General features: G+C 70.8%; 12 protein-coding genes. 8 read left to right on the top strand and 4 right to left on the bottom strand.

Features of this window, described 5'->3' with window-relative positions; genetic code table 11:
- The 3 genes from VHA72_RS05960 to VHA72_RS05950 all read left to right on the top strand — a co-directional run.
- Positions 1-872, top strand: an 872-nt coding sequence (locus tag VHA72_RS05960) for a M23 family metallopeptidase (RefSeq protein ID WP_325573527.1), incomplete at its 5' end; no start/stop codon positions are given.
- A gap of 66 nt (positions 873-938) precedes the next feature.
- The gene (locus VHA72_RS05955) at positions 939-2,957 is read left to right on the top strand and encodes an ArnT family glycosyltransferase (protein WP_325573526.1); all 2,019 of its coding nucleotides are present in this window, start codon (positions 939-941) and stop codon (positions 2,955-2,957) included.
- On the top strand, positions 2,954-4,084 hold the full coding sequence (locus VHA72_RS05950) for a bifunctional glycosyltransferase family 2/GtrA family protein (protein ID WP_325573525.1): 1,131 nt from the start codon (positions 2,954-2,956) through the stop codon (positions 4,082-4,084). The genes VHA72_RS05955 and VHA72_RS05950 overlap by 4 nt, the downstream gene beginning before the upstream one ends.
- Here the strand turns inward: VHA72_RS05950 and pcrA are convergent.
- On the bottom strand, positions 4,071-6,467 hold the full coding sequence (gene pcrA / locus VHA72_RS05945) for a DNA helicase PcrA (RefSeq protein ID WP_325573524.1): 2,397 nt from the start codon (positions 6,465-6,467) through the stop codon (positions 4,071-4,073). The two genes, VHA72_RS05950 and pcrA, sit on opposite strands and share 14 nt — an antisense overlap.
- A gap of 95 nt (positions 6,468-6,562) precedes the next feature.
- On the opposite strand from pcrA, the gene VHA72_RS05940 reads away from it, so the two are divergent.
- From VHA72_RS05940 to VHA72_RS05925, 4 genes are read left to right on the top strand one after another with little or no spacing between them, the layout of a single operon-like run.
- On the top strand, positions 6,563-6,892 hold the full coding sequence (locus VHA72_RS05940; RefSeq protein ID WP_325573523.1) for a hypothetical protein: 330 nt from the start codon (positions 6,563-6,565) through the stop codon (positions 6,890-6,892).
- Between the two features lie 10 nt (positions 6,893-6,902).
- Positions 6,903-7,913, top strand: coding sequence for a hypothetical protein (locus VHA72_RS05935; protein ID WP_325573522.1), 1,011 nt, complete (start codon positions 6,903-6,905; stop codon positions 7,911-7,913).
- Complete coding sequence (locus tag VHA72_RS05930; RefSeq protein WP_325573521.1) at positions 7,913-8,440, top strand: hypothetical protein; 528 nt, start codon at positions 7,913-7,915, stop codon at positions 8,438-8,440. Before VHA72_RS05935 ends, VHA72_RS05930 begins: the two co-directional genes overlap by 1 nt.
- Positions 8,437-9,405 (top strand): hypothetical protein, encoded by a 969-nt coding sequence (locus tag VHA72_RS05925; protein WP_325573520.1) that lies wholly within the window; start codon positions 8,437-8,439, stop codon positions 9,403-9,405. Before VHA72_RS05930 ends, VHA72_RS05925 begins: the two co-directional genes overlap by 4 nt.
- Here VHA72_RS05925 and VHA72_RS05920 read toward each other — a convergent pair.
- A complete protein-coding gene (locus tag VHA72_RS05920) occupies positions 9,402-10,628 on the bottom strand; it encodes an MFS transporter (protein WP_325573519.1) in 1,227 nt (408 codons plus the stop codon). The genes VHA72_RS05925 and VHA72_RS05920 overlap by 4 nt on opposite strands.
- A 64-nt stretch (positions 10,629-10,692) precedes the next feature.
- Here VHA72_RS05920 and VHA72_RS05915 point away from each other — a divergent pair, with 64 nt between their 5' ends.
- Positions 10,693-11,217, top strand: coding sequence for a MarR family winged helix-turn-helix transcriptional regulator (locus tag VHA72_RS05915; protein ID WP_325573518.1), 525 nt, complete (start codon positions 10,693-10,695; stop codon positions 11,215-11,217).
- A gap of 3 nt (positions 11,218-11,220) precedes the next feature.
- On the opposite strand, the gene VHA72_RS05910 is transcribed toward VHA72_RS05915, so the two are convergent.
- Both VHA72_RS05910 and VHA72_RS05905 read right to left on the bottom strand, forming a co-directional pair.
- Entirely contained in the window at positions 11,221-11,577 is a 357-nt protein-coding gene (locus VHA72_RS05910; protein WP_325573517.1) for a hypothetical protein, read from the bottom strand.
- A 10-nt stretch (positions 11,578-11,587) separates the two neighbouring features.
- On the bottom strand, positions 11,588-12,220 hold the full coding sequence (locus tag VHA72_RS05905; protein ID WP_325573516.1) for a LuxR C-terminal-related transcriptional regulator: 633 nt from the start codon (positions 12,218-12,220) through the stop codon (positions 11,588-11,590).
- Positions 12,221-12,374 lie beyond the last annotated feature (154 nt).

Genomic DNA, 12,374 nt, shown 5'->3' with positions numbered 1-12,374 from the left:
CCGACCTGCGCATCGACACCGGGTCGCTGCCGCCGTTGAACGAGACCGCCGCCTACGCGACCGACTTCGGCGCCGAGACGACCACGACCCTGCCGGTGGTCAACACCGGCAAGCGGCGGGCGGACGGCGCTCGGCGTACCGGCACGCTGATCCGGCGGATGCCCTCGACTCCGATGCTGGTCGGCGTCGCCGCCCTGGCGATCTCCGTCGGCGGCGCCGTCACCGCGGCCCACACCAAGCTCGCGCCCGCCTCCTCGGGTCGGTTCGTCGCCGCCAGCGCGCTCACCGGCGCCAGTGACGTCGGTCGGGTCGGCACCCACCGGGCCACCACCGTCTCCCGCAACGCGGACCGCGAGGCGCTCGCCGACCAGGCCGCCAATGCCGCCGCGCAGCGGGCCGCGACGCTCGACCAGCTCGACACCAAGGCGGCCGCCCGGGACAAGTGGATGGCGGCCAACCAGTGGGGCCTGCCGATCCAGGCCGGCGAATACCACCTCACCGGCCGCTTCGGCGACGTCAGCGGGCTGTGGGCCACGGTCCACACCGGGCTCGACTTCGCCTGCCCGACCGGCACGCCGATCCACGCCGTCGCTGGCGGCACCATCACCGACATCGGCTGGGCCGGCTCCTACGGCAACCGCACCGTCGAGACGCTGCCCGACGGCACCGAGCTGTGGTACGCCCACCAGTCCCGCTTCGGCGCGACCGTCGGCGAGAAGGTCACCGAGGGCGAGGTCATCGGCTACGTCGGCTCCACCGGCAACACCACCGGCCCGCACGTCCACCTCGAGGTCCGTCCCGGCGGCGGCGACCCGGTGGATCCCGACCCGGCGCTCAAGGCGCACGGGATCGACCCCGACGCGAACCAGTAGCTTTTCGAAGCGGACCTTCAGGTCGGGTTCACCGCACCATCAGCAGCCCGCGTCACCGTGGAATGCATGACGACGCTTGCCACCCCCGCCTCCCCGGCGTACCCCCGTGTCATCGGGCGCCTCCGCATCCGCGGGTGGAAGCACCCCTCGACCGGGCTGCTCCTGCTGGCGACCTCGGTGCTGTACCTGTGGTCGCTGTCCGCCTCCGGCTACGCCAACTCCTTCTACTCGGCGGCGGCGCAGGCCGGCGCGCAGAGCTGGAAGGCGTGGTTCTTCGGCTCGCTCGACGCGGGCAACGCCATCACCGTCGACAAGCCGCCGGCGGCGCTGTGGCTGACGGGGCTCTCGGTGCGCGTCTTCGGCCTCAGCTCGTGGAGCATCCTGGTGCCCGAGGCGCTGGTGGGTGTGGCCACCGTGCTCGTGGTCCATCTCGCGGTGCGCCGCGTCGCCGGTCATCGGGCCGGCCTGCTCGCCGGTGCGATGACCGCGCTGACGCCCTCGGCGGCGCTGATGTTCCGGTTCAACAACCCCGACGCGCTCCTGCTCCTGCTGCTCACCCTCGCGGGCTACGTCGTCCTGCGCGCGACCGAGAAGGCCTCGGGCCGCCTGCTGCTCCTGGCCGGAGCGCTGATCGGGTTCGGGTTCCTGACCAAGATGCTCCAGGCGTTCCTGGTGCTGCCAGCGTTCGCGCTGGTCTACCTGATCGCCGCGCCGACGACGCTGCGCCGCCGGATCCTGCACCTGCTCGGCGGCCTGGCCGCCGTGGTGGTGAGCCTGGGCTGGTGGGTGGCGATCGTCTCGCTCGTGCCCGCCTCCTCGCGACCATACGTCGACGGCTCGACCTCGAACTCCATCCTGCAGCTCGTCTTCGGCTACAACGGCTTCGGGCGGCTCACCGGCGACGAGACCGGCGGGCACGGCAACGCCGGCTTCTCCAGCGGCGTCGGGTTCCTTCGCCTCTTCCAGGGCGTCTCCGGCGGCATGGTCGCCTGGCTGCTGCCGGCCGCGCTCCTCCTGCTGCTCGCCGGCGTGGTGGCCCGCGGCCGTGCCCCACGCACCGACCCGCTGCGAGCCGCCCTGCTGCTCAGCGGCGGCGCGATGGTCGTCACCGGCCTGGTCTTCTCCTTCATGGCCGGCATCTACCACGACTACTACACCGTGGCGCTCGCACCGTGGATCGCGATGACGGCCGTCCTGGGGGCGGTCGCGCTCTGGCACCGGCGCCGCCTGCTCCTCGCCCGCCTGGGCCTGGCGGCAGCGCTGGCAGGCAGCGTCGCCTGGGCGATCGTCCTGCTCGGGCAGTCGCACCAGCAGCCGTACGGCGCCCTGCGCTGGGTCGTGCTCGCGCTCGGCATCGTGGGCATGGCGGCATTGCTGCTGCGCTGGCACCTCCGCCTGACTCCGATCGCGCTCGCCGCCGGCGTGGCGGCGCTGCTGATCGGCCCGGCGGCGTACTCCCTGCAGACGGTGGGCACCGCCCACACCGGCTCGATCGTGACGGCGGGGCCAGCCCGGGCCACTGGTTTCGGCGTCGGCTTCCCGGGTGGTGCGCCCGCCAGGACGGGCGGGTTCGCGGCCCGTGGCGGGTTCCGTGGGGGCTTCGGCGGCTTCCCGGGCGGCTTCCCGGGCGGCGGACCGGGTGGCGGACCGGGTGGCGGCTTCGGCGGCAGCCGCGTCGGAGGCGGCCTGCTCGGCGGCACCAGCGTCGACGGCAGCCTGACCAGCCTGCTGACCCAGGACGCCTCGTCGTACACCTGGAGCGCGGCGGTGGACGGAGCACAGAACGCGGCGAGCTACGAGCTGGCGACCGGCACCTCGGTGATCGCGATCGGCGGGTTCAACGGCACGACGCCAGGGCCGAGCCTGGCGCAGTTCGAGACATGGGTCTCCGAGGGCAGGGTCCACTACTACATCGCCAGCGGCGGCTTCGGCGGCGGGACCGGCTCCACGGCCGGCGAGATCCAGCAGTGGGTCGCTCAGCACTTCTCCGCCACCACCGTCGGTGGGACCACCGTCTACGACCTCACCCAACAGACCGGCACGAGCAGCACCGGCGACGCGGGCACGACCGGGACCAACGCATGAGCACCGCCTCCGACCGTGCTCCCGGCGTGGCCGACGCGACCATGGTCGCGACCGCGGTGGAGGTGGTGATCCCGGTCTACAACGAGGAGCGCCAGCTGGCTGCCTCGGTCCACCGGGTGGCCGAGTTCCTCCGCGCCGAGCTGCCCTACAGCCACCGGATCCTGATCGTCGACAACGCCAGCACCGACGGAACCTGGGCGGTGGCACGCCGGCTCGAGGCCGAGCTGCCCACCGTGGAGGCGCGGCGGCTGGAGCAGAAGGGCCGCGGCCGGGCGCTGCGGGCGGCCTGGTCGGCCTCCTCCGCGGACGTGGTCTGCTACATGGACGTCGACCTGTCGACCGACCTGCGCGCCTTCCTGCCGCTGGTGGCGCCGCTGCTCAGCGGCCATTCCGACGTCGCGATCGGCTCCCGGCTCCACCGCGACAGCCGGGTACGACGCGGGCCCAAGCGCGAGGTGATCTCGCGCGGATACAACCTGCTGCTGCGCGTGCTGCTGGGCGCGACGTTCTCCGACGCCCAGTGCGGGTTCAAGGCGGTCCGCGCCGATGTCGCCCGGGCGCTGCTTCCGCAGATCCGGGACGACGAGTGGTTCTTCGACACCGAGCTGCTCGTGCTGGCCCAGCGGGCCGGTTTCCGGATCCACGAGGTGCCGGTGGACTGGGTCGACGATCCCGACTCACGGGTGAAGATCGTGACGACCGCGCTCGCGGACCTGCGCGGCATCGCCCGACTGCGCGACGGGCTCGGGCTGGCCTCGTTCCTCGGCATCGGGCTGGCCAGCATGCTGGCCTACCTGGTGCTCTACCTACTGCTGCGTCAGGTCGCCCCGGCACAGCCGGCCAACCTGCTGGCCCTGGTGATCACCGCCGTGGCCAACACCGCCGCCAACCGCCGCCTGACCTTCGGCGTCCGCGGACGAGATGGGCTCGCCCGACATCATCTGGCCGGTCTCGGGGCGTTCCTGTGCGGGCTGGCGCTGACCAGCGGGGCGCTGTGGTGCCTGCACCAGCTCGGCCGGCCCACCCGGCTGCAGGAAGCCACCGCGCTGGTGCTCGCCAATCTGTCCGCAACAGTGTTGCGCTACGGCGTTCTGCGCCGGGCGATCGGCGGCGTCAGAGCCTGGTGACCGGCGCATAGCGCAGCAGCAGCCGCTTGACACCCTGGGTGCCGAAGTCGATCGAGGCGACGGCCTTCTCCCCCACGCCCTCCACGCTGACCACACTGCCCAGCCCGAACGAGTCGTGGGTGACCCGGTCACCGGGCTCCAACGTCGGCACCTCGCGAGCGGGCTTGGCCTTCGACGCCGCGTCGGCCCGGATCGCCGCCGAGGAGAAGTTACGCCGACCGGCGCCGGTGATCGTGCCGAAGCCGCTGCCGAACCGCTCCCCGGTCAAGTCGGTGCGTCCCCACTGCGTCTGGGCCGCTTCGGTACGGCGCCAGTCGACCAGGTCGATCGGCAGCTCGTCCAGGAACCGCGAGGCGGGGTTGTGCGAGGGCGCACCCCAGGCCGAGCGGACCACGGCACGGGAGACGTAGAGGCGCTCACGGGCGCGGGTGATGCCGACGTACGCCAGCCGACGCTCCTCCTCCAGCTCGGTGCCGTCGCCGAGGGCGCGGGCGTGCGGGAAGACGCCGTCCTCGAGGCCGGTGAGGAAGACGACCGGGAACTCCAGGCCCTTGGCGGTGTGCAGGGTCATCAGCGTGACCACACCCTCCTCGCCCTCGGGGATCTGGTCGGAGTCGGCCACCAGCGCGACCCGCTCGAGGAAGTCGTCCAGCCCTGGGGAGACGATGCCGGCGTCCACATCCGCCGGGTCGGCGGACGGCCCGGCGACAGGGTCGTCGGAGAACTCTCGGGCGACCGCGACCAGCTCGGCGAGGTTCTCCACCCGGGTGGCGTCCTGCGGGTCGTCGCTGGCCTCGAGCTCCTCCAGGTAGCCCGATCGGGCCAGCGTCGACTCCAGGATCACGTCGGGCCGCTCGCCACCGGCCACCATCGACTGCAGCTCGGTGATCAGACCGACGAACGCCCTGATGTTGGCGGCGCTCCGGGTGGCCAGCCCCGGTGCGTCGTCGGCGCGCTGCAGTGCCTCCCAGAAGCTGAGCCCGTCCCGGGCGGCCAGCGCGTCGACGCACTCGACGGCGCGGTCGCCGATGCCGCGCTTGGGCGTGTTGAGGATCCGACGCAGGCTGACCTGGTCGGCCGGGTTGGCCAGCACCCGCAGGTAGGCCAGCGCGTCGCGGACCTCGCGGCGCTCGTAGAACCGCACGCCGCCGACGACCTTGTAGGGCTGGCCGGTGCGGATGAAGACCTCTTCGAAGACACGCGACTGCGCGTTGGTGCGGTAGAAGACCGCGACATCGCTGGCCCGGTGTCCGGCGTCCACCAGCTTGTCGATCTCGTCGCTGACGAAGCGCGCCTCGTCGCGCTCGTCGTCGGCGACGTACCCCACGATCCGCTCGCCGTCCCCCGCGTCGCTCCACAGCCGCTTCTCCTTGCGGCTCTTGTTGTGGGTGATCACCGCGTTGGCGGCGGTCAGGATGGTCTGGGTGGAGCGGTAGTTCTGCTCCAGCAGCACGCTGGTGGCGTTGGGGAAGTCCTGCTCGAAGTCGAGGATGTTGCGGATGTTGGCGCCGCGGAAGGCGTAGATCGACTGGTCCGCGTCACCCACGACCATGAGCTCGGCCGCCTCGCTGCGCGGCTGGTCGTCCTCCTCCATCGGGTCCGCGCACAGCTCGTGGATGAGGGCGTACTGGGCGTGGTTGGTGTCCTGGTACTCGTCCACCAGCACATGCCGGAAGCGCCGCCGATAGGTCTCGCGCACCTCCGGGAACTGGCGGAACAGGTGCACCGTGGTCATGATCAGGTCGTCGAAGTCCAGCGCGTTGGCCTCGCGCAGCCGACGCTGATAGAGCGTGTACGCCGCCGCGTAGGTCTCCTCCAGGTTGTTGCGGGCGTCCTTGGTCGCGTCCTCGGCGTCGCGCAGCTCGTTCTTCTGGTCGCTGACCCAGTTGAGCACCTGGGCCGGCTGGTAGCGCCTCGGGTCGAGGTCGAGCTCGTTCACCACCAGCGTCATCAGCCGCTTCTGGTCCTGGGCGTCGTAGATCGAGAAGTTCGACTTGTAGCCGAGGTTGCCGATCTCCTTGCGCAGGATCCGCACGCAGGCGCTGTGGAACGTGCTCACCCACATGATCCGGGCGCGCTTGCCGACCAGCTCCTCGACCCGCTCCTTCATCTCGGCGGCGGCCTTGTTGGTGAACGTGATCGCCAGAATCGAGCCCGGGTGGGCGCCGCGCTGACTGATCAGCCAGGCGATCCGCCGGGTGAGCACCCGGGTCTTGCCCGAGCCCGCACCCGCCACCACGAGCAGCGGCGCTCCCTGATGCGTGACGGCCGCCCGCTGCGGCTCGTTCAGCCCCTCCAGCAGCTCCTCGGCGCTCGGCCCGCGACGGGCCGGCCGGGACTCCTCGGACAGGGCGAACAGGGCGGCGGGATCCGGTGAACTCATGGTTGGGACCAAGCCTAGGCGACCGAGGGAGGTGGTTTGCCGTGCCGGGGGACGGGGAAGTCTCCGGGCACCGACCGAACAAGGAGAAGAACGCCATGGCGCTGCACGGCGAAGATCTCGGGGCCGAGCTGGCCAACATCTGGCACGACGGCAAGAAGGTGTTGCCGAAGGTCGCCGACGACTACCACACTGCCTGGCTCAACACGCCGGTCTCGATCAGCGGCTACACCACCCGCGGCGGCGGCCTGGGCACCGACCCGGGGCCGACCTTCGACGCGGTCCTCAACCACCTCAACAACGTCACCTCGCACACCGAGACGGTGCTCGACGGCGTCGGCCAGGCCCTGGTGTGGACCGCGGACATCTACGCCGAGACGGACGCGAGCGCGAAGGCGACGTTCGACGCGCAGAAGAACCAACTGTGAGGAACCAGCGATGACCTTCGACGTGAGCGAGCTCCCCGGGCGTGCGCAGGACCTCCTGACCGCCTACAACAACGCGATGATGGAGATGATGGCGTCCGCCGGCGCCTACGGGTACGTGCCGCCGACCGACGACGGGACCAGCTCGAAGATCCTCAACATCTACAACGACTTCCTCTCGATCCCCGACCCCGACCAGTTCGGTTGGATCACCGACGACCTGCTGAACGCCATGAAGCAGGTCGCCGCCGACGGCACGTCCTCGTCGAACACCGGCGACTCGAGCATCACGTTCTCCAACAAGGACCTGGACGGCCTCAAAACCTCCGGCGACGAGCTGGAGAACTGGACCGGCGTCGCGGCCAAGAAGTTCAAGTCCGACTACGCGGACGTGTTCCCGAGCATGGTGCACGCGCACTACTCGTCGTACCTCATCCTGCGACACGCGGTGGCCGCGGAGGCCGCGGTCTGGAAGACAGTCCGCGACGACCTCGACAAGCTCTCCAACGACGCCATCCACGCGATGAAGCACGTCAACGACTGCCACCCCAACTGGAAGGTCATCCTCGAGGTGGCCGGCGCCGTGGCGGCGATCGCCCTCGCGCTGCCCAGCGGCGGCACGTCGCTGGCGGTGGACGCCGCGGCGACCGCCTCGGTCGAGGGCATCACCCTCACCGCCGAGGCCACCGCCGCGATCAGCGAGGGCGGCTACAACGCCTGGAACGCCGTCACCGCGGGCGTGACGGTGGTGTCCACCGGCATGGACGTGGTCGGCTCGGGCGGAGGCAAGACCGACCAGTACGGCGTCGACTGCGGCAGCCCGGACCAGATCATCAGCTCGCTGGGCTCGGTGCTGGGCAAGATCAAGGACTACATCAAGTCGCAGGAGGCCAAGATCGTCGCCGACCTCCTCGGACTGCTCAGCGACATCGACTCGCACAAGGACGTCTTCCTGCTGCCCGTGCCCGACCTGGCCAACGCCACCAAGAGCAAGGTCACCACCGAGATGGGACACCCCTACTGATGTCGACCGTCATCGACTTCGACCGCGCCTGGGCGGACACCGAGATCCAGGTCGTCTCCCCGAACGAGCAGATCTTCCTCACCCTCGTCGGCGACGCCGAGGTCCGGGTCTCCTTCGCCCACGGGTACGTCGAGCGTACGTCCTACGCGCTCATGGTCGAGCAGTTGGTGCGGCTGGGCCGCGCCGCGTTCGCCGCCCGGACCAAGGCGTTCTACGCGCTGCGCAGCGAGGAGGCCGGCGAGCCGGTCGAGCCGGGGACGACCGGCTACTCCGAGGAGAGCCGCGAGTACTTCCGCCGGCTCGCCGAGCTGGCCGCGGAGGGATCGAGCGCGGACGGGTCCGTGCGGGTGGCCTCGGTCGGCATGACCGAGTTCACCGTGGCCTTCTCGCCCTCACTGCTGGACTCGCTCGGGCCCGAGGGCCTGGCATCGCGCCTCAGCGAGGCGGGCACCGCGCTGGTGCATGACCAGCTCGCGAAGGTGGCCCGGCTGAAGCTGGACGTCTACTACCCGGATCTGCGCCGATGAGGCGGGCAGCGGGCGTCGTGGCCGTGACCCTGGCCGCAGGCCTCGGACTGGTCGGTTGCGGGAGTGGGAGCGGCGCGCAGGCCGGCGCCGGCAGCGTGGTCCGGACCGAGGACGCTCCGCAGGGCACCACCGCGACCCTGATCGCACCGTCCGGAACGGCCCGGGTGACGGTGGGCAAGCCGGTCCAGACGATCACCAAGGACCACGCCAGCGATCTCAAACAGCACCGGGCTCCCGACGGCGGCGCCTTCGTGCCGGTGACGTGGGCCTGGACGTTCAACTCCGGCTTCCCGCTCACCAACGTCGGCGTGACGGATCACCCCACCTCGATCTCGCTGATCGCGGGCGGGAAGAGCTACCACCTCGACACCATCGGCAGCTCCTTCGGCAATGCCCTGCCGGAGTACGTCGCGGTGCCGACGACCAAGGACCTCAAGGTCGGGCTGACCTACGACGGCCTCACCCAGACCTTCGACGTCGCCACCGGGAAGCGCGACGCGGGCGTCGCCGAGGCGCTCTACAACCCACAGCCGCAGACCGTCGACTGCAGCCAGGGCTGGAAGACCTCGATCGCCATCAAGGCGCCGATGGACTGCAAGCTGCAGGTCGCCACGGTGCCGTGGGCCGGCAGCTGGGCCAGCTCGGGTCACGAGTACGTCGTGGTCGACGCCGACATCCGGCCCTACCCGCTCGAGATCCACCAGGGCTCGCACTACGCGCGCTACGACGTGCGAACCGTCACCGACGCGAGCACGGTGGACGGCGTCGGCGCACGCCAGCCGTTCCAGCAGGACTCCTCCGCGCCGTACGCGATGACCGGCACCTCGGTCTTCGACGTACCGACCGGTGCGCACACCCTCGACCTGGAGCTCGACTACGCGCTGCAGAAGGGCGGCCAGACTGGCCCCGGGACCTACCCGCTCAGCCCGAAGGTGACCTTCTCCCGCAGCGTGCCGCTCTCCTAGGCCACCAGGCGCAGCCGCCGGACGTCGGCGGAGAGCAGCGCGACCAGGGACGATCCGCCGATGACGACCGCGACCACGACCAGCCAGCGGTCGAAGCCGACCGCCTCGGCGATCGGGCCGGTCAGCGCCAGCCCCAGCGGGCGCGCGATGAACGAGCCGACGATGTCGAAGGAGTAGACCCGGGAGAGCTTCTCCTCGGGGACGTTCTGCTGGATCGAGAGGTCCCAGAAGACCGAGAAGATGGAGAGCCCGACACCGTGCACGAGCGCGCCGGCCCACACCACCTCCGGTCGGTCGGCCAGGGCCATCGCCAGCGGGAAGAGAGCGGTGGTGGACAGCAACGCGGTGCCGGCCCCGAGCGCGTGCCGCGGCCGCCAGCGCAGGCAGATCAGACCGCCGACGACGAACCCCGCCATCAGGAACGCCAGCGCGGCGCCCCAGTCGGAGCGGCCCATCCCGACGCCGACCACGATCGGCCCGAGCACGCTCTGCGCCCCACCGTAGAAGAGGTGGTAGAGCAGCGCCTGCCCGATGAGCAGCCACAGCCAGGCGTGGCGCAGCACCTCGCGCGCCCCCTCGCCGAGGTCGGCCAGCATCGACTCCCGGCGCGCCGACGGCCTCGCGGCGGCCAGCCGCATCCGAGCGAAGCAGCCCGCCGCGAACGCGAATGTCGCGGCGTCCACCATGATCGACCAGCCCGAACCCGCGACGGCGACCAGGACTCCACCCAGGGCGTACCCCACGGTGGTGCCGGCCTGCTGCGCGAGGGAGCGTACGGCGACCGCCCCGGCGAGCTCGGAGTCGGGGACCGTCAGCCGCGTCATCGCCTGCGAAGAGGGTCGACTGAGGGCGGAGAGCACGCCTGTCACCACACCGAGGACCGTCAGCAACGGGATCGAGGCGATCCCGGCGATCAGGGTCAGCGCCATCAGCACCTGGGTCAGCGCGCAGCCCGCCGAGGAGCCCTCCATCACCAGCTTGCGCGAGACCCGGTCGCCGAGGACGCCGCCGAGCAGCGTCGTGGCCACCTCGGCGGCGGCGAAGGCGGCCTCCACCAGCCCCAGCGCGGAGGCGGAGCCGCCGAGGTCGAGGACGGCGAACGCGAGCGCGACCGGGGTGATGCCGTTCCCGAACGAACTGACCGCGCTGCCGGTCACCAACAGCCGGAAGTCGCGGTGTCGCAGCGGCCCGGTGCGGGCCCGCGATGACAGGGTCAGGGCCATGCGCGCGAGATTAGTTCGTCAGCGAAAAGTTCGCTAGCGAATAAGTCAGCCTATGATGGCCGGCGTGAGCGAGCACTCCCTCCCGGAGCCGGCCGACGACTGGGCCGACCGGCACGTCGCACGGTGGCACGACCACTGGGTCGGGCTGAGCTTCGACGGCGAGGTTGAGGCCATCGTCGTACGGATGGGGCGGATCATGCGGCACTTCCGCAAGACCACCCAGGCGGCCGTGGCCGAGGTGGGCCTGCAGGACTTCGAGTACGAGACGCTCCACCATCTGATGATCCGCGCCACGCCGGGACAGGCCAGCCCCTCGCTGCTCGCCGACGATCTCGGCATCAGCAACGCCGGCATGACCGGCCGTCTGGACTCGCTGGAGAAGGCCGGCTGGATCCAGCGGCGCGCGGATCCCGACGACCGCCGGCGGGTTCACATCGAGGTGACCAAAGCGGGCATCGACATCTGGCGGCGCGCGATGGAGATGCGCGGCCGCGCGGAGGACGAGCTGCTCAGCGTGCTCAGCGCCGAGCAGCGGGCCACGCTCGCCGGGCTGCTCAAGGAGCTGACCCTCACCCTCGAGCGGGAATGACCGTCAGTGGGCGTGCCAGATGGCCGCCACGCAGACGTTGGCGACGGTGAGTCCCAGGATCGTGAAGTACACGGCCTTGGAGATCGACTCCTTGCGCAGGTTCATCATCACCAGCACGGTGATGACCAGCGCCACGACCAGCTTGACCGTCATCTTCCAGTGCCACTCGCCACCGGGGTGCTCGTGGGCGGAGTCGAGGCCGAAGAGGATCAGCCCGGCGACCAGCGCCGTACCGATGCCGTCGCGCATCAGCGCGTTGACGTGCTTCACCGGCTGGCGCACCTGACACATCAGGCCGCCGAAGAGCGCACCGAAGCCGAGCAGGTGGATGACCAGGAAGATGGAGATGAGCGTCGTCATGGCGGAAGTGTCACAGAAGACGTCGGTCGGACGCCCATCGGGTGAGCTCGTGGCGGGATGAGAGCTGCAGCTTGCGGAGCACGTTGGACATGTGGGTCTCGACGGTCTTGATCGAGATGAACAGCTCCTTGGCCACCTCCTTGTAGGCGTAGCCACGCGCGATCAGGCGCATCACCTCCCGCTCCCGCTCGGTGAGCCGGTCGAGATCCTCGTCGACGGCGGCCACGTCGATCACCCCGGAGAAGGCGTCGAGCACGAAGCCGGCCAACCGTGGCGAGAAGACCGCGTCGCCGTCGGAGACCCGCTTGATCGCGGCGGCCAGCTCGGGCCCGGTGATGGTCTTGGTGACATAGCCGCGGGCACCACCGCGGATGGTGCCGATGACGTCCTCGGCCGCGTCGCTGACGCTGAGGGCCAGATAGCGCGGACCCGCGGCCCGGCGCATCACCTCGACACCGCCTCCGCCCGGCAGGTGTACGTCGAGCAGCACCACGTCGGGCCGCGTCGTGGAGACCGCCCGGACGGCGCTGTCGACATCCTCGGCCTCGGCAACGACCTCGATCCCGGGCTGCTGGGCGAGCTCGGCCCGCACCCCGCTGCGGAACATGGCATGGTCGTCGACCACCACCACCCTGACGCTCATCGGTCTTCCTCTCGTGGCTGGTGCAGCCGCACCTCGGTGCCCTCGCCGGGGGCCGTCCTGATCTCGGCGCCGCCGCCGTGTCGCTCCATTCGGGCCAGGATCGAGTCTCGTAGGCCGTGGCGGTCCTCCGGCACATCGTCCAGCACGAAGCCCG

Origin of the sequence: Nocardioides sp., assembly GCF_035547795.1 — a bacterium.
GTDB lineage: Bacteria > Actinomycetota > Actinomycetes > Propionibacteriales > Nocardioidaceae > Nocardioides.
Note: the sequence above shows the minus strand (reverse complement) of the source record. Positions and strands in the feature narration are given on the sequence as shown.